Origin of the sequence: Mycolicibacterium sp. TUM20985, assembly GCF_030295745.1 — a bacterium.
Taxonomy (GTDB): domain Bacteria; phylum Actinomycetota; class Actinomycetes; order Mycobacteriales; family Mycobacteriaceae; genus Mycobacterium.
Window position 1 is genome coordinate 5131538 of the sequence record NZ_AP027291.1, and the last position, 22228, is coordinate 5153765.

At 66.7% G+C, this 22228-nt stretch carries 21 protein-coding genes; 10 read left to right on the forward strand and 11 right to left on the reverse strand.

All coding sequences use genetic code 11. From position 1 onward, the window contains the following. Nucleotides 1-18: 18 nt before the first annotated feature. From QUE68_RS25125 to QUE68_RS25155, 7 genes are all read right to left on the reverse strand, one after another. Nucleotides 19-120, reverse strand: coding sequence for a 30S ribosomal protein bS22 (locus QUE68_RS25125; protein WP_003402602.1), 102 nt, complete (start codon nt 118-120; stop codon nt 19-21). A gap of 116 nt (nt 121-236) precedes the next feature. Beyond that, nucleotides 237-497, reverse strand: coding sequence for a helix-turn-helix domain-containing protein (locus QUE68_RS25130; RefSeq protein ID WP_284229147.1), 261 nt, complete (start codon nt 495-497; stop codon nt 237-239). Between the two features lie 135 nt (nt 498-632). After that, nucleotides 633-1505, reverse strand: coding sequence for a pyrroline-5-carboxylate reductase (proC, locus tag QUE68_RS25135; protein ID WP_284229149.1), 873 nt, complete (start codon nt 1503-1505; stop codon nt 633-635). Between the two features lie 32 nt (nt 1506-1537). After that, nucleotides 1538-2380: a thioesterase family protein gene (locus tag QUE68_RS25140; RefSeq protein WP_286275941.1), complete on the reverse strand. Its 843-nt coding sequence runs from the start codon at nt 2378-2380 to the stop codon at nt 1538-1540. A 43-nt stretch (nt 2381-2423) separates the two neighbouring features. Then, nucleotides 2424-3281, reverse strand: coding sequence for a sugar phosphate isomerase/epimerase family protein (locus QUE68_RS25145; RefSeq protein WP_284229150.1), 858 nt, complete (start codon nt 3279-3281; stop codon nt 2424-2426). A gap of 20 nt (nt 3282-3301) precedes the next feature. Then, nucleotides 3302-4396, reverse strand: a complete 1095-nt coding sequence (locus tag QUE68_RS25150; RefSeq protein ID WP_286274596.1) for a hypothetical protein — start codon at nt 4394-4396, stop codon at nt 3302-3304. After that, complete coding sequence (locus QUE68_RS25155; RefSeq protein ID WP_286275942.1) at nt 4393-5376, reverse strand: Ppx/GppA family phosphatase; 984 nt, start codon at nt 5374-5376, stop codon at nt 4393-4395. The genes QUE68_RS25150 and QUE68_RS25155 overlap by 4 nt, the downstream gene beginning before the upstream one ends. Nucleotides 5377-5410: 34 nt before the next feature. Between QUE68_RS25155 and QUE68_RS25160 the strand changes: the two genes are divergently transcribed. Then, nucleotides 5411-6187: a hypothetical protein gene (locus QUE68_RS25160; RefSeq protein ID WP_284229152.1), complete on the forward strand. Its 777-nt coding sequence runs from the start codon at nt 5411-5413 to the stop codon at nt 6185-6187. Between the two features lie 747 nt (nt 6188-6934). Next, nucleotides 6935-8212, forward strand: a complete 1278-nt coding sequence (locus tag QUE68_RS25165; protein ID WP_284229153.1) for a sugar transferase — start codon at nt 6935-6937, stop codon at nt 8210-8212. Nucleotides 8213-8221: 9 nt separating this feature from the next. Here QUE68_RS25165 and QUE68_RS25170 read toward each other — a convergent pair whose 3' ends face one another. From QUE68_RS25170 to QUE68_RS25180, 3 genes are all read right to left on the reverse strand, one after another. Then, a complete protein-coding gene (locus tag QUE68_RS25170) occupies nt 8222-9826 on the reverse strand; it encodes an alpha/beta hydrolase family protein (protein ID WP_284229154.1) in 1605 nt (534 codons plus the stop codon). A 112-nt stretch (nt 9827-9938) separates the two neighbouring features. Then, a complete protein-coding gene (locus tag QUE68_RS25175; protein WP_284229156.1) occupies nt 9939-10874 on the reverse strand; it encodes an amino acid--[acyl-carrier-protein] ligase in 936 nt (311 codons plus the stop codon). Nucleotides 10875-10886: 12 nt separating this feature from the next. Further along, the gene (locus QUE68_RS25180; protein WP_286274597.1) at nt 10887-12050 is read right to left on the reverse strand and encodes an acyl-CoA dehydrogenase family protein; all 1164 of its coding nucleotides are present in this window, start codon (nt 12048-12050) and stop codon (nt 10887-10889) included. Between the two features lie 115 nt (nt 12051-12165). On the opposite strand from QUE68_RS25180, the gene QUE68_RS25185 reads away from it, so the two are divergent. The 8 genes from QUE68_RS25185 (at nt 12166) to QUE68_RS25220 (ending at nt 20899) form a co-directional block, all read left to right on the forward strand. Further along, nucleotides 12166-12411: an acyl carrier protein gene (locus QUE68_RS25185; RefSeq protein ID WP_284229160.1), complete on the forward strand. Its 246-nt coding sequence runs from the start codon at nt 12166-12168 to the stop codon at nt 12409-12411. Then, nucleotides 12408-13397: a DUF1839 family protein gene (locus QUE68_RS25190; protein WP_284229162.1), complete on the forward strand. Its 990-nt coding sequence runs from the start codon at nt 12408-12410 to the stop codon at nt 13395-13397. Before QUE68_RS25185 ends, QUE68_RS25190 begins: the two co-directional genes overlap by 4 nt. A 4-nt stretch (nt 13398-13401) precedes the next feature. Continuing rightward, nucleotides 13402-15819 carry a glycoside hydrolase family 2 protein gene (locus QUE68_RS25195; RefSeq protein ID WP_286274598.1) on the forward strand — a complete coding sequence of 806 codons (2418 nt, stop codon included), beginning with the start codon at nt 13402-13404 and terminating at the stop codon, nt 15817-15819. Continuing rightward, nucleotides 15816-16238 carry a holo-ACP synthase gene (locus tag QUE68_RS25200; protein WP_286274599.1) on the forward strand — a complete coding sequence of 141 codons (423 nt, stop codon included), beginning with the start codon at nt 15816-15818 and terminating at the stop codon, nt 16236-16238. Before QUE68_RS25195 ends, QUE68_RS25200 begins: the two co-directional genes overlap by 4 nt. Further along, entirely contained in the window at nt 16231-17100 is an 870-nt protein-coding gene (locus QUE68_RS25205) for a glycosyltransferase family 2 protein (RefSeq protein ID WP_286274600.1), read from the forward strand. The genes QUE68_RS25200 and QUE68_RS25205 overlap by 8 nt, the downstream gene beginning before the upstream one ends. Beyond that, nucleotides 17097-18446 (forward strand): O-antigen polymerase, encoded by a 1350-nt coding sequence (locus QUE68_RS25210; RefSeq protein WP_286274601.1) that lies wholly within the window; start codon nt 17097-17099, stop codon nt 18444-18446. Before QUE68_RS25205 ends, QUE68_RS25210 begins: the two co-directional genes overlap by 4 nt. Before the next feature lie 108 nt (nt 18447-18554). After that, nucleotides 18555-19610 (forward strand): right-handed parallel beta-helix repeat-containing protein, encoded by a 1056-nt coding sequence (locus tag QUE68_RS25215; protein WP_286274602.1) that lies wholly within the window; start codon nt 18555-18557, stop codon nt 19608-19610. Between the two features lie 164 nt (nt 19611-19774). After that, nucleotides 19775-20899, forward strand: a complete 1125-nt coding sequence (locus tag QUE68_RS25220; RefSeq protein ID WP_286274603.1) for a glycosyltransferase family 4 protein — start codon at nt 19775-19777, stop codon at nt 20897-20899. On the opposite strand, the gene QUE68_RS25225 is transcribed toward QUE68_RS25220, so the two are convergent. Next, nucleotides 20844-22226: a lipopolysaccharide biosynthesis protein gene (locus QUE68_RS25225; RefSeq protein ID WP_286274604.1), complete on the reverse strand. Its 1383-nt coding sequence runs from the start codon at nt 22224-22226 to the stop codon at nt 20844-20846. The genes QUE68_RS25220 and QUE68_RS25225 overlap by 56 nt on opposite strands. Nucleotides 22227-22228: the final 2 nt, after the last annotated feature.

Here is a 22228-nt window from a genome sequence, read left to right on the forward strand (position 1 = left end):
TAGCGGGACCAGCTCGGGCTACTTGCCAAGTTTTCTGCGCTGCACCCGTGTACGACGAAGCAACTTGCGGTGCTTCTTCTTCGACATGCGCTTGCGCCGCTTCTTGATGACTGAACCCATGAACTCCGCTACCTAAGACATCTCCTGGCATTTGTGCCCGGAGAACCGACTCGTCACCTTACCCGGCCGGAACTCCAGGGACGAAAACGGCCAGTCAGCGGCGTACGTACGGGACGTCAGCCGGCGTCGAAGTACGACGTCTCCAGGAGGTCGTGCACGGCCTTGGCATGCACGCGAAACGACCGACCCACCCGCACCGCGGGCAACTCGCCGTTGTGCACCAGCCGGTAGACCGTCATCTTGCTCACCCTCATCAGGCTCGCCACTTCAGCGACGGTGAGGAATTGCGCTCTCGGCGGTTCGCTCGCGGAGGCGTCACGCGCCGCCTTGCCGCCGCCAGCGGAATCCCGCGAAGATGGCCCGTTCATAGACGTCATCGCAACCCAATCAATCAGGCACGCCGCTCCAGCGGCTTCCCCACCGCTGGCGCAGAGCGTGCTACCTCAGGGAGAATAGCGTGGCCACTGGGGTTATTGCGACGGGTGTGGGTTAATCAGTTCGAATTGCCTGAACTACTCTGATGTAATTCCTAGCTGCTCAGAGCGTGTTTTTGCCGCGGCCACCGCTTCGGCTACCGCCGCCCGCAGGCCGCCACGCTCCAATTCCCGCAGACCAGCGGCCGTAGTGCCACCCGGCGACGTGACGGTCGCGCGCAGCTGAGCCGGGCTGGTATCCATCGCCGTACCCATTGCTCCGTCACCGGACGGGTTGGCGTGGTCCAGGCTCTCCAGCAACATCGCTGCCGAGCCCGCCATGGTCTGCACGGCCAGATCGGTGGCGACGGCCCTCGGCAGCCCCACCGCGACGGCAGCATCGATGAGCGCCTCGACCATCAGGAAGAAGTACGCCGGGCCCGAGCCCGACACCGCAGTCACCGCGTCGAGTTGGGACTCCGGCACGGTCAGAACACCGCCGACGGCGTCGAAGATCGCCGAGACCTCCTTGAGCTGCGCGGTGGTGGCGAACCGGCCCGGCGCCAGGGCGCTGACACCGCCGCCGACCACCACGGGAGCGTTGGGCATCACCCGGATGACGGGTGATCCAGCAGGCAGGTTGGCCTCGTAGTAGGCGGTGCTGACACCTGCAGCCACCGTGACGAAGACTTGCTCGGCGCTGCTGTTCTCCGCCCGCGCGGCAGCCTCGGAGACGTCGCCGATCACCCGCTCGACGTCGGAGGGCTTCACCGCGACGATGACGTACGCCGCGTTCTCGGCGGCATCGGCCACCGTCGTCACCTGCACCGCATAGGTCTCCGACAGGTACTTCGCCCGGTCCGGGTGCTTCTCCGCGATGACCATGTCCTTGGCCTGCCTACCCGAGCGCAGCAGCCCGGAAAGCAGTGCCTCGCCGATGCTTCCGCCACCGATGATCGCAATTCTCGCCACGGACGCAAGCATTGCACGCCCGACGCACGGACCTACGACGGCGCCGGGGGCACCATCGCGAGCTGACGGGACTGCACGATGATGCGGCCTTCGCAGTCCACCACCACGTGGTCCTCGTCGAACCACTCCTGCCCGATCTGCGTCGTCGTGGCGATCACCCGCAGCCAGCCGTCGGCGGGCAGGCCGCGCAGGTAGGCGGTGAGCTGGACCGTCGGCGCCCAGCCCATGCGGTTGACACCGAACGTGACCGGTGCCGAGACGTCACCACAGAGCAACGCGAACAGCACGTCCGGTGAGCCGACCTTGGGCCGTACCCAGTACTCGATGACCGGGGGTCCGCCGTCGGAGCGCGGCGCCATCGTCGTCAGCGACGGCCGGATGTCACACCCATGCGCCAGATGCACGATGTCGGCCATCGGGTGACCCGGCCCGATCGGCTCGAGCCCTGGCGGCGGGTCGGGCGTCATCAACGGCACCACCGGGTTGACCGACAGCAGCGGCGGCGCGTCGTGCTCCGGCTCGGCGAGGGTGATCGTCGCCCTGACAGCAGTTCTCTGCTCTTCGCGCGAGCGCTCATCGCCAGTTCGCTCACCCTGGTTCAGCTCGACGTCGACGAGGCTGACGCGTCGCCCCCGCTTGCGGATCGTGGTGATCACGCGCAGCGGCCCAGGATCGGGCGCCCACAGGAAGCTGCCCGACACCGCGATCGGCTCGACCCCCGGCTGGGACACCGCCGTCCTCGCTGCCTTGGCGCACAGCGCCAGCATCGCGCCGCCGTGCACCTTGGGTCCGATGGTCCAGTGCTCGTCGAGCTCACCATCGAAGACCGAGACGGCACCATCGACGTCGTCGGTCGGCACTGGCGTCAGCTCCATGGCAGCGGCGAACGATCCCGTCACGGCAACAGTCCCCAATCCTTTAGCGCAACAAGTGAGTTCGAGCGAACTCCAGTGACTCGGTCAACAGCTGCTCACGTTCCCCGGCCGTCCGCGCGCCCGAGGTGGTCACCTCCAGGATGACGTGGCCGCTGAAGCTGCTGGCCGCGAGCATCTGGCAGATCTCGGCAGTGGGCTGGGTGCCACGTCCGGGTACCAGGTGCTCGTCGGTCGACGCTCCGCTGCCATCGCACAGGTGCAGATGCACCAGGCCGTCCGGACCGTCGACACCCATTCGGCCCGCCATGTCGATGGCGTCGGTTCCCGCCGTCGCCGAGTGCGACAGGTCCAGGGTGTAGTGGGCGTGGTTGCCGTCCAGCGGGTCGTAGGACGGCGCGAACGCCGAGACGGCTATCCCCGGCGTGCCACCGCGCTTGCGCATCCGCGAGACCGATGACTGACCCGTGCCGAAGATGCGGTCGGCGCGGAACGGGAACATGTTCTCCACGGCGATCATGACGTCACTGGACTCCTCGAGGGCAGCCACCTGATCGGTGAAACCCTCGGCGTAGCGCCGCTGCCAACGGAACGGCGGGTGTACGACGACCGTCTGCGCCCCAAGTCTTTCGGCGGCCCGCACGCTGCGGTCGAGCTTGGCGATCGGATCGGCGCCCCAGACGCGCTGCGAGATCAGCAGACACGGCGCGTGCACGCTCAGCACCGGCATGGCGTGCTTCGCGGACAGCCGCTCGATCGAGGCGATGTCCTGGCTGACCGATTCGGCCCACACCATCAGCTCGACACCGTCGTATCCGAGGCGAGCGGCGTACTCGAAGGCCGCCTCGGTCCTCAGGGGATAAACCGAGGCAGTCGAAAGACCTACCTTGATGGCGGGGCGCACGGCGAGATCAGTGTGACGTGTCAGTGGGATTGCAGCAGTGCCAGGGGACCCAAAGTGACCAGGGCGCCCACGGCCACCGCGATCAGAGTGCTACCGATGTCCTCGGTCTTGCGCACGACGCGCACGCCGACCACCAGACCGAGGATGACGAGCACGGAGAGCACCAGCGCGACGATCATGTTCCACCGCCACAGCTGGTCGAAGGCGATGAACAGGCCCGCGCCGAAGGCGACGGCGAGGACGCACTGCACCACCACCCACACCCCCCTGACGACGGCCGAGCCCTCCGGCGCGGCGGATTCGGTTGCCCCCGGCGGCGCTTCGGGCTGATCGTCACCGAGATCGATGTCCTCGGGTCCCGGTCGGGGTCCGCGGCGGGCCAGATCGTCGGCCACGGACTGGCCGCCGAAGAGGGTGTCGGCATTGGATCGCAGATACGTCGGCACCTCGTCGCGCGACCCACCCGCGTCGTCGTCGAACACGTGCTTGTCGAGGACCTCGCTGAAGTCGACGTCGGATCCCAGGTCGAGCATGTCGTCATCGTCGACGACGGGATCGGGACTCATCTGCTCGGCACCGCCGGGCTGAGCGGCGAAGCCGCCCGTCGTCGCCGACTGGGCGCGCCGGGGCGGCGGTGCGAAGTCGATGGGATCCGGGTCGGTCGACCGGCGCTCGAGATGGGCCTGATAATCCAGCTCCGCGTCGGTCAGTTCGGGCTCGGACTCTGGTTCGAGCTCTGGTCCTGGAGCGGGCTCGACCTCGGGTTCGGGAGTGGGCTCGGCGACGATCGTTTCGTCAGCGGCCGACTCGGCGGTCTCGGCTACCGGCTCTTCGACGAGTACCGGCTCTTCGACGAGTACCGGCTCTTCGATGGGTTCCGGCGCGAGGGGTTCCGGGGCGAGGGGCTCGGGTCGCGACTGCACCGGCACCCGGCCCGTGTCGGTGATGATCGGGATCTCGCCGGTGAGTTCGGCGACGGTCACCGCGTCACTGTTGCCGCGGCGGCGCCGACGCCTGCCGCCGGCCGGCGGAGCCCCGATGGTGCCGTTCCTGGCGAGGAGTTCCGCGACCGAGATCGGTCGGGTGTGAGCGTTGGTGTCGTCTGGTTCCGTCATCGTGTACCTCTGGCCCCGGTCAACCTCGATGACGCCCCGGCGAAGGCAGTCCCGTCGGCTTCGCTGTCGAGTCTTCGCAAGATCAGCCCTTCTCGCAACGCCCAGGGGCAAATGTCTACGGTATCGATCCCCAGCGCCTTCATACTCACTTCCGCTACCAGCGCGCCTGCCACGATCTGCGGCGCACGCTCGGCGCTCACCCCTTCCAGCTCCGCTCGGTCGGCCGTCGTCATCCTAGAGATGAATGCGATGAGCTGACGCAGTCCTGTAGCTGTCAGTGTCCTCTTCACCCGCGGTCCGGCGCCGGAAGGTGCCGCTCCGGTGAGTCGCGCCAGCGATCTGAACGTCTTCGAGGTCGCCACGGTCAGGTCCGGGATACCCGCGTCGAGCACCCTCGCCCCCGCGTCGGCCATCTCCGTGGCCAACCACTCCCGCAACATCGACACGCTCCGGCGGCCCGGCGGATCGTCCTGGAGCCACTCCCGGGTCAGCCTGCCCGCGCCCAACGGCAGCGACAACGCCACCTCTGGTTCCTCGTCGACACCACTGGACAGCTCCAACGATCCGCCGCCGATGTCGATGTTGATGATGCGACCGGCGCTCCAGCCGTACCAGCGACGGACCGCGAGGAACGTCAGCCGGGACTCGTCGACCCCCGACAGGACCTTCAGCGCCACACCCGTCTCGGAGAGCACGCGGGCCAGCACGTCTTCGGAGTTCTTGGCGTCGCGCACCGCGGACGTGGCGAACGGCATCAGCTCGGCGCAACCGGAACTCGTCGCGATCTTGGCGAACTCGTCGATGGTGTCGACGAGCTTGTCGGCGCCCTTGCGGGTGAGCTTGCCGGAGCCGTCGATCGCCTCGGCGAGCCGTAACGAGGCCTTCGTAGAACTCATCGGTGTCGGATGCCCACCGCGCCGAGCGTCCACGACCAGCAGATGAACGGTATTGCTGCCTACGTCGAGCACGCCCAGTCGCACGAGACCCACGTTATCGGGTCTACCGTGGCATTCCGTGAGCGGATCGCATCGAGGTGAGGTCGAGCTGGACTTCGCCCGCGAATGGGTGGAGTTCTACGACCCCGAGAACCCCGAACACGTGATCGCCGCGGACATCACCTGGCTGTGCTCGCGGTGGACGTGCGTGTTCGGCACGCCCGCCTGCCAAGGCACGGTCGAGAACCGTCCCGACGACGGCTGCTGCTCGCATGGCGCGTTCATGTCCGACGACGACGACGTCGCCCGACTCGACGACGCGGTCAAGCAGCTCACGGACGAGGACTGGCAGTTCCGCGACAAGGGCCTGGGCCGCAAGGGCTATCTCGAGATGGACGAGTACGAGGGCAAGGAGAATCTCCGTACCCGGAAGTACAAGGGCGCGTGCATCTTTCTGAACCGGCCCGGATTCGCCGGCGGCATCGGCTGCGCCCTGCACTCCAAGGCGCTCAAGCTTGGTGTCGAACCACTCACGATGAAACCCGACATCTGCTGGCAGCTGCCGATCCGCCGTAGCCAGGAATGGGTGGAACGGCCCGACGGCACGCAGGTCCTTCGCACCACCATCACCGAGTACGACCGTCGCGGCTGGGGTGAGGGCGGCGCCGACCTGAATTGGTACTGCACCGGCGACCCGGCTGCGCACACGGGTTCGCGCCAGGTGTGGCAGTCCTACGGGCCCGAGCTGACCGAGCTCCTCGGCGAGAAGGCGTATGCCGAGCTGGCGGCGATGTGCAAGAGGCGCAGCGTTCTGGGGTTGATCGCCATCCACCCCGCCACCCGCGCCGCGGAGTAGCCGCACCTCTGCCTCAACGCACCACTGTGCCGCAGTTCGCGGCTGAGCGTTCGCTCACTCCAGGTTGGTGATAGCTGCCGCTGGAAGGGCCGGTCGGAGCTCCCGCTCGGGCCATCGAAGGGCCTCCGCGGCGATCCCGCGATCCCACGATGTCGACTCGGGTGCTCCGCAGCATGGATTTCCTGCGGTCCAGCGATCTCGACTCTCTCGATTGACCCACGTCATGGCGCTGCCTTCCCGAGAGCCGCAAACCCGCGCAGCCCTGCCGAGGGCAGCCTCGCCCCACCCATTACATACTTTCGGTATAAATTCGCTATAGTTGGTCGAGGTTAAGAAGTCGGGTTGGCGACGGATGTCACACACCTGGTAGTTGCGACCGGTGGTGAGCACAACTAACCTGCAAGAGCCCTGCTTCCGTCAACAGGGCCTGAAACCGAGGACGTTATGTTCGCTGTCACGGCAGGCCAGACGGAAAAAAGCACGGCAACGACAATTACAAGCCGCTTGCTACTTCGCCAAAACTGGCCATCGAGGGACGATTCATCCGTCCTGGATGGTCCCATTCTGCGCACGGGAGCGCAGTCCGCTCGCGAAGGTCGCCACTCGAGTTACGCACGAAGACTCATAGTTAGCGATGGGCTCATTGTTTGCTCTAGCGTCGCCGTCGGGCAACTTGTCCGCTTTGCCGACGGGCCGGTTGATGTCGCCTACCCCTGGGCGGAGGTCACGGGTGTCGGGTACACCGCGGTGTCCTGCCTGCTCGCCGTGCTGTGGATGGTGTTCCTCGCGCTGGGCAGCAGGTCGCCCCGGGTCACGGGTCGCGGCCCGGATGAGTACGCCATCCTGACAATCGCCACGCTGCAGCTCTTCGGCCTGATCGCCATCGCCTCGACGCTCTTCCAGATCAACCTGTCCCGCGGGTACCTGGCCATCGCCCTCCCCTTGGGCCTCGTCGGCCTGCTAGCCAACCGGTGGGCCTGGCGGCACTACACCGCGCACCGGCGACGGACGGGCAACGACCACGACCGGCTGCTGATCATCGGTTCCGCGACCTCGGCCCGCGACATCGCCACGGAATTCGCCAAGGATCCCCGCGCCGGCTACGACGTGGTCGGCATCTGCACCCCGGACGGCCCCACCCATCCGGAGGACGCGATCTCGGTCGGCGGCGTCGACATCCCCGTCGTCGGTATGGACCGCGCCATCCTCGACGCCGTCCAGCGCACCGGTGTCCACACCGTGGCGCTCGCCGCGACCCACGGCCTGCGGCCCGTGGACGTTCGCCGACTGATGTGGGAGCTCGACGCGCTCCAAGTGGACCTCATGCTGGCACCGGGAATGATCGACATCGCCGAACAGCGGCTGCGCAGCCGACCCGTCGGCGGCATGGCCATGTTCGAGGTCGTCAAACCGCAGCACAGCCAAGCCAACTCGCTGATCAAGCGCAGTTTCGACATCCTCTTCGCCACCGTCGCCCTGCTCATCGTGTCGCCGATGCTCATCGTGACCGCGTTCGCCGTCCGGCTGTCGAGCCCGGGGCCGACGTTCTACCTCTCCGAACGAATCGGCATGAACGGTGTCCCGTTCCGAATGATGAAGTTCCGCAGCATGTTCGTCGATGCGGAGTCCCGCATGCCCGCGCTGATGGCGGCCAACGGCGGCAACGTCCTCTTCTTCAAGATGAAGGACGACCCGCGGGTGACCCGGATCGGAAAGTTGATCCGCAAGTTCAGCATCGACGAGCTGCCGCAGTTCTTCAACGTCCTGCGGGGCGAGATGAGCGTGGTCGGACCACGGCCGCAGGTGCGCCGCGAGGTCGACTCCTACGACGACCTGGTCTACCGCAGGCTGGCCGTCAAGCCGGGCCTGACCGGGTTGTGGCAGATTAGCGGCCGATCGGACCTCGGGATCGAGGACGCCGTCCGACTGGACCTCACGTACGTGGAGAACTGGTCACTGTGGAGTGACGTCGCCATCATCGTCAAGACGATTCGCACGGTGCTGAGGGGAAGCGGCGCATACTGATTCGCCGTCCTACCCCAGAGCCTCCGCAACGCTCCGCGCGATCGGCTGAAGGACGATGGGATCGAAGCCTGCATGGTCGCCGCTCCCGGTCTCGATGACGCGGGGCGGCGCCTTCGTACGACCCAAGCGGTGCAACGCTTCTCCGCCGCGATTGGCGAAGAAGAGCTTGGCGTCGTCCGGACACAGGATCGCCGTCACCGACGTACCCTGCCGAGCGAAGGTCGCGAGGAGGTTCTCGGGTGCCTGCACGACCCCGGTCCGTCCCAGCATGCGCCATGCGGCGGCAGGCAGATGGGCCGACACCAACCGGCGCAGCCGCGCTCGACGTGACTGCTCCCAATCGGCGACGTCGTGGTCCGCAGGCGCAATCGGTTCTCGCAGAGCGCTCTTCACACGCCACGACCAAAGCAAGACGTTCACCAGTGACAACGCTTCGGCGCCGACCGCCCGGGCTCCGTGCGCCGCATACCAGGCGCCCGAGCACAAACCGACGAGGACGAGTTTGGACGCCGACTCCCGCGCATGCCGAGTCGCGGCAATCGCGTCGTCGATGCCCTCCTGCGAGTAGATGTAGACCTCCGAGTTACGCCGCGCCGGACCCGACTCCCCCGCCCCTCGGCGGTCCCAGCGGAATGCCTGGCGCCCATCTCGGGCCGTCGCCCTTGCGATGTGTACCCAACCCCGGCTGGGACCCCAATGCGCGTTGACCGCGTTGGTGAAGAACACCACCGTCGGCAACGGCACCGAGGCGTCGTGGCGGTCCGGCATCGTGCGAATCGCGAAGAGGCGATCAGGGCCAACGCTTTCGATGCGTTCGACGACGAACCCGCCTGCACCGTCGGCGATCCTCGCCCGATCGGTGACCACCGGGTGGAAGGGGCGCGGCTCCGAGGGCACCCGGGTTACGAGCCAATCCACGACGGCATCGATTGCGTCGGTCGGGGTCGGCGCCAAGAGCCGCGTCGGTTGGGCTGCCGAAGCCAGACCGTCGGACAGGAACACGTTGGGCTGCACGCCTTCGGCCATCGCCGTCACCGCGACGTCCGCGCCATCGGCGCGACCGACGACGAACATCTCGGGTTGCCGCGGCCACTCACCGTCACCCGAGAGCTTCAGTGCACTGAAATCCCGTGCCGCCTTGGCAGACAACTCGGCGCCGATGATCGATACGCTGCCCGGTTCGGCGGACTCGGCGTCTCCTCCGGCCATCTTGAAGAACATCGTCTGCTCGCGCAGGAAGCGCCGTCCCGTGCCCACCGGATCCAGGTAGGCGACTCTCTTGACCGATCGCATCGCCGGGTGGTCCCGCGATGCCGCAGCGGTGATCAGGCAGCCGGCCCGCATCGCGACGATCGACAGGTCGTCGGTGTCCATCGCCGTCCGCAGATACGAGGCGGCGTGCTCGATGCTCGTCTGCCATTCGGCCACGGCCTCGGGCCGGGTGTCACCGAACGAGGAGTCGCCACAACCGAGATAGTCGAACCGTAGGACGGCGATCCCGTCACGCGCGAGCGCGTCGGCGATCAACCGTTGCGCGACGATGCTGTCCGCCGCATCCTTGCCGATCGACGCACAGAGCAGCACTCCGCCCCGAGCCCGGGACTCTGCCGGCACGTGCAAAACTCCGAAAAGCGGCGACTCCGGCGGCCCGAAGAACGTTGGCACAGCACGCGTTCCGCTCACGAAGCGGAGACTCTACCCGAGAGTGCCCATCCCCCGATGCACGTCAACCGATTGCTGCTCTCACGTCGTCGGGCCAGGAAGCCGGTTCCATACCGTGGCGACTGAACATCGCGAGAGCAATCCGCTCCATCCCGAAACCGACACAGGCGCTGTGCGCAGCTGCGCCGTCCCCCGTGACCAACTCGAACGAATGACCGAAGTGGTCACGGTGGCAGTTGGCGGACACTACGGCGGTGCCCTCGTCCATGTCACCGTAGATCTGCACCAGCAGCTCGAACTTCAGATCATCCTGACGCTGATTGACCGCCAACATCCTTCCCGCTCTGCCGAAGAACGGATCGTTGGCCGACGCAACCACCGCGGCGAGACCCAACTGCTCGAGGATCCCCACCGCGGGATCGATCCACGAGTCACGATGATGCTGGGCCATCTCCGGCGTGCCGATGTACACGTACTCGTGCATGCGGAACGCTTGCATCCGAGCGGGATCGACCGAAGGCTCGTGCCGAAAGCAGTACCCGTAGATGTCGTAGAGGCAGCCCGACTCCGGCACGACGGGCGGTGCGGTCGCGTACACCGGATGGCACGCTGCGGCGACGAGCATGGTGCCGGCAGGGTCGAGGTGACCGTCCCACGGCCGGCCCGCGTCTCGATCCGCGAGCAGTTCCTTGTGTCCTCGGTCGTCACCAATGAACGTGGATACGGACCCGGTCAGGTTCGGAAACGAGGCAATGTAGTCGGTCCGCTCGAAGGCCTCGCGCGGGTAGACCGGCGGAAAGCGCAGCACCGTCGGCTGCATGCCTGGGCGCTCCCCCGCGGTACGTCGGACGAGACCGTCGATACCCTCGATGACGTTCTCGAATTCCCCACTGCGACCGTACAAGCCGTCGATACCCATCGGGACGAGCAACCCTGCGTCGATCAAGTCGTCCCTGAACTTCAGCCGAGCCGACTCCAGTTCCGTGGCCGCAACCGTCATGTTGGATTTCACCTAACCGCGGTGGGCCAACGCGAGACCAGCGTTGGTCTGTCGGATTCGATCGTTGGACACCATGAGTTGCGGTGCGAAGGAATCACGAAGCAATCGTCCCATCGTCAACGGGTGGTCCTCTCGGTAACCGTTGAGACCGACGATCCGCAGCGCATCGATGACGAGTTCGGCAACCGACACGGACGAATCGATCTTCAGGTTGTTCATGGCGAGGGTGAAGCCGATGGTCGCCTCGGTAGAGCCAGCGCTACGGAAGTCCTCGTACCGCTGCACTTCCCGCTGCACATGGGCCTCCAAGACTTGGTGTCTGACCAGTAGGTCGGCCAGCAGCAAGGTCTTTGGGACGGGTTTGCCTTCTGCCTTTCGCACGGCTTGTCGAACTGCCGTGCGCGCCTTGCCGACAGCGGCGTCGGCGATCCCGAGCCACACGTTCGACCAGAGTGTGTGCGATGCCGGCACCATGGTGGTCGCTGCGATGCTCGCATAGTCCTGGGCAATGACGTTTCGCCGCGCGGTCGTCGCATCGAGGAGGAAACCGGGACTGCACGTCCCGCGAAACCCGAGCACGTCCCAGGTTCCCGTGGGTTCCAACCGGGTGTCGGAGGCGGGGCACACCAACAGCACCTGATCGTTGGCCGGGCTGTCGGCCGTGCGGCGCGCGGTGACGCAAATGAAGTCGGCGTACTGCCCGTAGGAGATGACGGACGCATTCTTTCGGAGCGTCACGGTCTCGTCCTCGACGTCTATGGCGCAGGTCGAGGAGCCAATGTCACCGCCGGTGGTGATCTCGGTCGTGGCGGACGCCAGAAGCGATTCGTCGGCGGCTATCGATGCGGTCAATTCGGCAATGGGTCCGGAATTCGCATATTTGGTGAGCACCAATGCCTGGGTGTGATGCATGGCAAAAACCATCGCCGCCGAACTGCAGGCGGCACCCAGGGCGCGAGCGATGGCGGCCAGCTCCGTTATCGATGCCGAGCGGCCACCCAGCCCAGTTGGCAGAGAACACGAGAGAAAGTTTGCTGCACGCATCGCCTCGACCGCTTCTGCGGGGAACCGGGCGTGCCGGTCGACGGCGTCGGCTGCCGCGGCCGCAGAGCCCACGACGTCAGCGATTCCGCTGCTGGCGGGGGTGTCGAAGCGAGCGTCCACATCGAGGGTCACATGGGCTCCAAACGTAGGCTGCGGCTGCGGCGGACGCCGCTTCAGCTAAGTTGACTATAGCGTTGCTGTGTTAACGTAAGCGTACGCGTATGTTCGCCTGAGACCGAGGGTGTAAATGGAAAGTCGAATTCGCAACATCCTAATGATGCACGGCAAGGTGCCCGCTGACTCGGCCGATGTCGATATCGAGGCCAATTTGTACGAACTCGGACTGACCTCGCACGCTTCGGTGAACGTCATGTTGGCGCTCGAGGACGAGTTCGAAATCGAATTTCCCGACGAAGCCCTCAAGAAGTCGACATTTGCGACGATCGACAGCATCCAACGCGTCGTGGGTGATCTCGTGTCCACCTCGACATGACACCTTCGCAGCTGATCTGCACGTCCCCAACCGTTCCCACGCTCCGCATCGACGACACTCCCGCCACGCACCAGTCGCACTTCACCCACGACGCCGACCGGATCTGGCCGGAAACCAATTGCTACGTGGACCTGTGGATCGAACTGTTGCACAGCCTCGGGCTCGACCCGGTCCCGTCGTTCGCCTTCGTCTTCTCAGCCGACCACGACGGGCTGCAGTGGTCATTCATCAAGCCGTCTCCCGACGATCTCCGCCGTCTGTACGGCCTCGATGTCACCGAGGAGAACGTGTGGATGCCGGTGCTGGAGACCGTGGCAGCCGGACGGGAGCAGGGAATCCTGCACACCGTCGAGGTCGACGGCTGGTGGCTGCCCGACACCGCGGGCACCAGTTACCGCAGTGAACACGTCAAGACCACCATCGTTCCGACCTGGCTGGACCGCTCTGAGAAGCGCATGCGGTATCTCCACAACGCGGGACTGTTCGAACTCGGCGCCGAGGACTTCGACGGAATCTTCAACCTCGCGCCCGACACCGCGCCGAGCTTGCCGCCGTACATCGAGCGGGTTCGTTGGCAGCCACGGGGCGGAGTCGGCGACGCGGTGGCCGCCGTCGTCGAGGACCACGTCAGCCGGCGGCCGATCGGCAATCCGGTCGAACGACTCGCCAGCGGAATCGTCACCGCGTCGGCATGGCTTCCGCAAGCCGGCGACGACCGCTTCCATCGATGGGCGTTCGCCACGCTCCGACAGGCGGGGGCCACGGCCGAACTCGCCGCGGATCTCGCCGTCCACGTCGACGGACTGTTCGACGGCACCGCGGCGGCCGAGAGCCACTTCCGGTCCGTGGCGGCCGGCGCGAAGGCGGTGCAGTTCAAGATGGCGAGGGTGGCCCGCGGCAGGACCGTCGACGTCGGACCGGCGCTCGACGAGATGTCCCGGTCCTGGCAGTCGGCGATGGACCTCGTCCTCGACGCCGTGCTTTAGCCGAATGCCCCTTGACTGGCAAGCGATTCGGTGCCGGCCCGGCGTCTACGCGCACTCCTCCGACGTGTCCGGAGAATGGCCGGGGAGTCTCGACGTCGGACCGGCCACCACCGTCGCAGCCGTCTTCGGTGACGTCGACGACCCCGACGACTTCGACCACTGGTTCCGGACCGTCCTCGAGGTCGACGAGGCGACGGTGGTGGAGTTCGGCGGCCTGACCTTCCCCGCCACCGTCTTCGTCGACGGCGTGGAGGTCGGCCGTTGCGAATCGATGTTCATGCCGGTGCGGGTCGAGTTCGGCGCAGGCAGCCACGAGGTGTGCGTCCACTTCGCGTCGCTCGCGGCGTGGCTGGCGATCCGCAGACCTCGGGGCCGGTGGCGTTCGAGCCTGGTCGCCGCACCCGGAATGCGTTGGGCAAGAACGACTTTGATAGGTCGGGCGCCGGTCTACGGCCCGGTTCCCGCCCCGGTTGGATTCTGGCGACCCGTCGTCACCACGCCGGCTCGGTGTTGGACGAGCCATACCGTGTCGACTGAGCCCACGACGGGTGAGGTTCGCATCGACGGCACCTGTGGGGCCGACGACGGGACCGAGATCCACGCCGCGATCACCGACGGCGTGGACGGCACGGTGACCGACGTGCGTGGTCGCGTCGATGACGGGCGATTCACCCTGCGGGCTCACGTCGCGGCGCCCCGGCTCTGGTGGCCCCACGGTTATGGCCCGGCGCACTGCTACGGGTTGACGCTGAGCCTCGACGGCCATCCGGTCCGTCACCGGACGATCGGTTTCCGGAGGTTGGACGTGGACACCGGTGGCGGTGGGTTCCGCGTCGTCGTCAACGGTGTCGCGATCTTCTGCCGGGGTGCGACGTGGACCCCGCCCGACCCCGTGCGCCTGCTGTCCGATCGACCGGCCATCGAGGAGCTCGTCTCGACGTTCGTCGACGCCGGCGCCAACATGCTGCGCATCGTGGGCGGGATGGTCTACGAACAGGACGAGTTCTGGGAGGTCTGCGCCGAGAAGGGCGTCATGGTGTGGCAGGACGCCATGCAGTCGACCTTCGATCCGCCTCCCGAACAGTCGGACCTGATCGCCGACGAACTGTGCGGTGTCCTCGATGCCGTCTCGGGCAACCCCGCAGTCACCGTCGTCAGCGGGGGGAGCGAAACTCTGCAGCGGCCCGAGATGTTGGGCCTGGACCGCGAACAGCGCTCGATCGCCCTCATCGAGTCGGTGCTACCCGCACGGGTGGCACGCCACAGCGATGCCCACTACGTCACGGCGTCGCCGTCACCACCCCCCGACTCCGACGACCTGGCCATCCGGCCTGATACGGGGATCGCGCACTGGTTCGGCGTTGGCGGCTACCTTCGACCGGTTGCCGACGTCCACACCGCGGGGGTGAGATTCGCCGCCGAATGCCTTGCCTTCTCCAACCCGCCGGTCCTCGCCGCGGTCGAACGCCACTTCGGTTCGGCGGCCGTGGCCGGCCACGACCCACGGTGGAAGGCAGCCGTACCGCGCGACCGTGGCTCGTCATGGGACTTCGAGGACGTTCGAGACTTCTACGCCGAACGCATCTTCGGCGAGGACCTGCTGACCACCCGGCGGATCGACCCCGAGCGCTATCTGCAACTGGGGCGGCTCGCGGTGGCCGAGGCGATGCGCGCCTGCTTCGCCTTCTGGCGACGACCGGACTCGGGCTGTGGCGGCGCTCTGGTGCTCACGGCCAAGGACCTCTGCCCCGGTGCGGGTTGGGGACTGCTCGACGTGGACGGGATGCCCAAACCCGCACTGGCCGTGCTCCGTCGGGTGTGGGCGCCCGTATGCGTAGTCGTGGCGGATGGCGGGCTGGCCGGCGTCCGCATCGACGTTCACAACGACACCGAACGGGCGATCAGCGGCGCGCTGCGGCTGATCGCCAGCCACGCCAACGGGAATCGGATGACCGCCGCTCGCGAGGACGTCGTCGTTCCGCCGCACTCGTCGGTGACCCTGACGGACGCCGACGTCACCGGCGCCTTCCGCGATCTGTCCCATGCGTTTCGGTTCGGGCCCGCGACCGCCGACGCCATCGAGGCCAGCTTCGACTACGACGACGGCACGGCATCCGTCAGCGACGTCATGATCGTCAATCCCCGCAGCGGTCAGCCGAGCACGGGCGTCGCGGTGACGGTCACGTCGGACGGCCCGAACGAAGCAGATGACCGATGGCTGCTCGAGGTCTCCTCGCCCGCCTCGCTGCGCTACGTCACCGTCGACGCCCCCGGTTGGCAGCCCTCCGACGACTCGTTCCACCTCCCGGTCGGCACCACCCGTCACCTCTTGCTCCGACGGACCACGGCCACCGGGCAGCCCGCAGGCACGCTCGATTCGATCGATCTCGTGTCGCCCAAGACGTTCGGAGCCCGGCCATGACAGAACTCGTGCCCCCGCCGGGGTACCGCATCCGGACCGGCTGCGACATCGTCGCCGTGGCCGAGGTCGAACAATCCATCGCCTGCTTCGGCGACCGCTATCTGCGCAGGGTCTTCACCCCGGGGGAGCTGAGCTACAGCGACGGCCCGGACCGCGCGGCCCGGCTGGCGGCGCGCTTCGCCGCCAAGGAGGCGGTGATCAAGGCCTTCGCCGAGCCGTCTGCGGCGTTCGGCTTCTTCGACGTCGAGGTCGAAACCATGGGCTCGGTGCCGAGGCTGGTGTTCCGCGGCACCGCGGCCAGGTTGGCAGCCGAGCAAGGCTGGGTGAGTAGTTCGGTCTCGCTGACACACGCGCCGTGCCATGCCGCTGCGATGGTGGCCGCCAGCTGCGTCGAGAGCCCGCGGTCTACCAATGGGTGAGCACGCTCGAATCTCCTTGATCTGCAGCACGATCGGTCGCCCCCGGGCAATTCGCGAGCTCCTCGACTCCGTCGCCCGCAGCGACGTCGCCGAGGCCGTTGAGTTCGTGCTCGTCGATCAAAGTCCGGACCGCTCTTGCATCGCCGTGCTCGACGAGGTCGACATGCCGGGACCAAAGATCTCGACGGTCACGGGTCGAGGTCTGTCGATCGGGCGCAACCGCGGCATCGCCCTGTCCACCGCGCCCATCCTCGCGTTTCCCGACGACAACTGCCTCTTCCCCACGGACACCATCGGCCGGGCGCTCGACGTGCTCGTCGGCCGCCCTGACCTCGCAGGCATATCGGGTACGCAAGCGACCGCCGCAGGCACGCCGTCGATGCTCCGGTGGCCGGACGAGCCCACCCTCATCACGCGCAGGAACTTCTTCCGCACGTCCATCTCCAGCACGCTCTTCCTTCGCCGATCGGCGCTGCCGTCGGACGGCCCGTTCGACGAAGGGATCGGTGCCGGGTCGGTCGGCTGGCGCGGCGCGGGCGAAGAGTCCGATCTGCTGCTGCGCTTGATCGCTTCAGGACACCAGGTGCTGTACCGACCCGATATCGTCGTCAACCAGGAAGACGACCGCGACGCGATTACGGATGAGTACGTGACCAAGATGCTGAAGTACGGGGTCGGCATGGGTCACCTCTGGCGGCGCCACCGGCTCTCGAGGGCGCAACTGGGTTACCTCGCGGCGCGCAAGCTCGCCGGGTGCGGCATGCGCACCGTGCGCGGCAGGACGATCGAGGCCAGGGCGGACATTGCCTATCTCCGCGGCCAGTGGGCCGGATATCGCGGCACCGACCCGAAGGCCCCATGACCCAGGCGACACCCGCCACCGCATCCGGCGGCCACGCCGGCGGGACCGACCGTTCGCCCCGTCCCGGTCTGTGGTGGTTGTCGCCTGCGATCATCCCGCTCGTCGTGGCCGCTGCCGCGATCCTGCCGACGGCGTTCACCAGCGACGAGACGTTCCGCACGTCGTGGCGCAGTCCCAAGTCGGTCACCACCGACACCCTCCTGCTGTTCGCGTGCGGCGCCGCCGCGGTCGCCTTCGGCGCGCTGGTCGGGATCGCTCTGGCACGCAACCGATCACCTCGAACCCTCACCGGCCCCTGGCCGGGCCTGGACGAAGAGACCATTCGGCTCCTTCGCCGCTCGAGCACCGTGCTGACCACCGCCACCGTCCTGGGATACCTCGGGTTCGTGGTGCTGATCGCCAGAGCGGGGATCTCACCGGCCGAACTGTTCGGCGGATCCGACGCCTACGGGTCGGTAGCGCTGAAGGACCGCATCGGCACCGTGCCCGGCGTCACCACGCTGACGCAATTGGGAATCGCCGCCGTGGTGGTCTCGACCGTCACGCTCACCCAGCAATTCTCCCGGCGCGAGCTGGGCAAGATTGCTCTGGTCATCGGGCTCGCCGTCCCGCGCGCCTACATCTACTCCGAGAGGCTGGCGCTACTCGAACTGGTCATCCCGGTGTGCGTCATCGTCGCCATGAAATTGTCGACCCGGCGCGGCCCGCCGAGGCTGATCGCGCAGACGATCCCCGTCTTCGGCATGGTGGTCGTCGTCGCTCTCTTCGGACTGTTCGAATACTTCCGGTCGTGGACGTTCTATCGGGCGCAGGGGGCCACCTCGTTCGTCGACTTCGCCATCAGTCGATTCGCCGGCTACTACGCGACCGCATTGAACAACGGCCAATTGGTCATCGACCATCTGCAGTGGCCCAATCGATGGCCGTACGACACCATAGAAGCGTTCTGGACCGCGCCTGGCATCGAGAACGTGGGTCTCTACGAGCGAGTCGGCGGCCACGTGCCGCCGTACAACCGCACCGACATGTCGCCGTACTTCGACGTCCTCAAGCACTACGCGAACCCCGAATTCAACAATCCGAGTGGTTACGCCGCACCCTTCGTGGACTACGGCGTCGTCGGCGGCCTCGCCTTCTTCCTGGCCGTCGGGATAGTAGCCGGACTGCTCTATGAATTCTTTGCCAGCGGACGGCCGATGGCGTTGCTGCTGTACCCGGTGGTCTTCACCGGTCTCGTCGAGATGCCCCGCTACCTTTACTGGGTCCAAGGGCGCACAACGTACACTTGGGTTGCACTTCTGGCGATCACCGTACTGATTGCCAAAAACACCCGGCAACGCCGGTAGCAGGCGCTGCGCAGTTCACCGACGACGAGGTCCCAGGGCGTCCCTGCCGCGAATCATCGAGACAGAGGGACCATGCGAGCCAAACGAGCGGCAATTGTGATCTTGGTCATGGCCGTATTGGCCATCGGCTGCCAGAGCACAGAGTCCAAGAGCGATACCCCCACCGACAGCACAGCCGCTCTGCAAGCTCAGCTGGACGCGATGAAGCCTGGTGGCAGCCTCACGCTGGACGCCAAGGCCTACGCCCACAGCGGTGTCCTCCACCTCCGCGTGCCCCGTGTCCAGATCGACGGCAACGGCGCCACCCTGCAGGCGACCAACGACGCCACCTCCGCGATCCAGATCCAGGCCGACGGCGTGCAGCTCAGCAACCTCAGGTTGACCGCACCTGCGCAGGGGCCGCGGATGAGTAGCCTCGATCAGCACAAGCTCGTCGTCGCCGGCAACGGGGACACCGTCGCCAACGTCACGATCGACGGCTCCGCGGCGGCGGGCATCTTCGTCAGTGGCGCGCAGAACTTCACACTCAGGAACGTCGACATCAGCAACACCCGTGCTGACGGCCTCCATATGACCGACGGTGCCGGTCCTGGCGTCGTCAACGGAGTGAAAACCGGCCAGACGGGCGATGACGCCGTCGCCGTGGTCTCCTACCGGGATGCCAAGCCCACGCATGACATCAACGTCAGCAACGTTTCCGTAGCGAGCACGCGCTGGGGCCGCGGCATTTCTGTGGTCGGCGGCTCCAACATCGACGTGACCGGCTTCGACGTCGCCTCCACCAACGCCGCGGCGGTCTACGTCGCGACCGAGGGCAGCCCATACTTCACGCTGCCCGTCGACGACGTCACGATCAGCAACGGCTCGATCCGGCAGGCAAACCAGAACCCCGACATCGTCCACGGCGCGATCCTCGTGGTCGCGGCGAGCCAGAGCGCAGGCATTCGGAACGTGACGATCTCGAACGTCGACATCTCGGGCACCAGTCCCACAGCGGGTCGAAACGTCGCCATCATCGACGACGGCGGATCCATCGGACAGGTCGCGATCGACCAGATCCACATCGATAGCGACGCAGTCGACCCCTTCGTCGCGCAGGCCAATTCCGGCGGCTACCAGCTCGCGGGATGGACGATTGGCGGAAAATCGGTTAACGTCGGCTGATCGGGCAAACTTCTCTGGTCCGAAGCCAGGGATCGCGAGACCGCCGCCCACGACGACAGGGGCAACACGTGTCCGCCAATCCCGAGCCGCGCACGCCTGCCCTCATTAGCCAACGACCGGGTGAAGCAGCCTTTGCCAAAACTGCCGCCAGAGGGTCAAAACCCGTGACGCCGCCGGTTCGACTGCACGTCAACGGCAAGTGGCTGGCCCAACGCGTCACCGGCACCCAGCGCTACGCCACGGAGGTCGTCCGGGCGATCATCGCGACGGAGTCCGCCCCTCTGGTGCTACACGTCCCGGCCGGGGCCGTCGTCCCGGAGTGGCTCCAAGAATCCGAGCTGGTCGACGTCCGGCGCGCCCCCGTGGCGGGCGTCCTCTTCGAGCAGATCTACCTGCCGATCGTCTCCGCGGGGCACACGCTGCTGAACTTCGCGGGTCCAGCCCCGATCATGAAGCGCCGCCAGCTGGTGACGATGCACGACGCCGCCCCGTTCCGTTGGCCCCAGACCTACACCAAGGCCTTCGTCGCGTTCTACCGAGTCATGTACACCCTGCTCGGACGTTGGGCCCAGCAGCTCGTGACCGTGTCGCACTTCAGCGCGCGTGAGTTGAACGACGTCCTCCGCATACCGCTGTCCCGATTCGTCGTCGCCGGCTGTTCGGCCGATGCCCTCAGCTCGGTGGTGCCAGTCCGTCCCGACCTCGACGTTTCCCACCCCTTCTACCTCGTGGTGGGCACCTTGGCGGTGCACAAGAACCTGCCCGCTCCGGTCCAAGCGTTGGTGGCCTCGGGCAGGTCCGTCGTGGTGGTGGGGGCGTCCGGAGACCGACAGGCCTTCTCCCAAAGTTCGACCATGCCCCAGGGCACGGTGATTGCTGGTCACCTGGACGATTCCGAACTCGCCTGGCTGTATCAGAATGCCCGCGCGCTGATATTCCCCTCCAAGTACGAGGGTTTCGGCCTGCCGCCACTGGAGGCGCAGAAGCTTGGCTGTCCCGTCGTCACGTCCTTCGCCGCAGCCCTACCCGAGGTCGTCGCACAGGCCGGTCTCTACTTCGACCCGGATGATCCCGCCACCCTGATCGAGGCCCTCGACACGCTGGAATGCGACGAGTCCCTTGCCCAGGACCTTCGCAGGCGTGGCCTGGCGAATGCGCAGCGCTACTCCTGGCACGACACCGCCGTCGCGGTCCTGGAATCGGTGGGCGTCTCGGTGCCGTCGCGACCCGACCTCACCGTGCCGAATCGGCCGCGCCGTCTTCCTCGACGTCTTCCTCTGCGGGCCTGAGGCGCGTCCGCTCGGACACTAGCTCCCTTAGCGCCTGTACCAGATTCAGCCGCGGATGCGGCGCCTGCTCCAAATACTTTCGCGCGGTGAGCCATTCGCTGACCGACAGAAGGACCATGCCGCAGGTCGACACGATCGCCAACTGCATCGGCCCGCCCAGGAAAGCCGCCGCGACCGCGCATGGCAGAAACACGACGAGCACGCCGAGCGCTGTCCGCGACACCTCGTTGATCCGTCCACAGATGATGAGCAGCGAAATGTTCACCCCGAGAGCCCCCTGGGCGATGCCACCGCAGGCCAGTACGACCAAGAGCCAGATGGCGCCCCGCATCTCCGGCCCGTAGGCGATCTCGAGAGCCACGTCGCCGAACGCGGCGAACGCCAACACGACCAGGATGACCACGACGGTGTTGATCGTCGCCAGGCTCGATAGCAGCCGCACCACCTCGTCTCGCCGACCTGCGGCCCATAGCCGGGCTGCAGGCGGGGTCACCGCAAGTGCGGCAAGGCTCTCGAGGAGGGTCACCTGCATCGCGATGGTCGCGGCTGCGCTGTAGATGATGGCCGTCTCGGGCGGGAAGGCAGCGTTCGCCAACCAGATCGTGCCGGAAATCATCATGAATGCCGTGAGTTCCAGACTGAACAGACGCGTGCCCGAGTTGATCGCAGTCCGAAGGGAGATATGCCCGCCAGGGCCGAAGATCGCGACATCGTTCCGCGCAAGCCACAGGGCCGCCAAGAGTTGGAATCCCGCTACGCCAACGTAGGTGGCGAGCACGTCGATCAATGTTGGCCGTTCGACGATCAGCGCCACCAGTGCCACCACGGGAACCACCATCGCGCTGCGGACGTAGTGCATCGTCGCCACCGACGCCAGTACCCTGCCGTAGGCGGCGAAGATGTCGCTCAACATCATTCGGACGGATTCGATGGCGATGACGGTGGCGGTCAGCAGCAGCGCGGGCAAGAAGTTTCCGTGGCCGATCAGTCCCCAGGTCGCAAACAACGCCACGATGGGCGCGCTGACGGCGGACAATATCATCGTCGCGCGCAGGTGAGCTCCGGCGATGAGTCGGCGCTTTGCCGGATCAGGCTCAGAGGGGATTAGCCGAATGACGTTGGGTCCCAAGCCCAGCCGCCCGACGACCGAGCCTATCGAGAGCGCGGCGAGGATGGCGAAGAACGTCGCGGTGTCCCGGGCGTCGAGGGTCCTCACCACGACGATCGTCAACGCGAACGTGGCCACGGTGCCAAGTGCGGCGGCTCCCACGCGGAGGAGGAAGCTGTGCCGCAGTTCGGCTTTCGCACCGGTGGCGTCACCGCTCATGG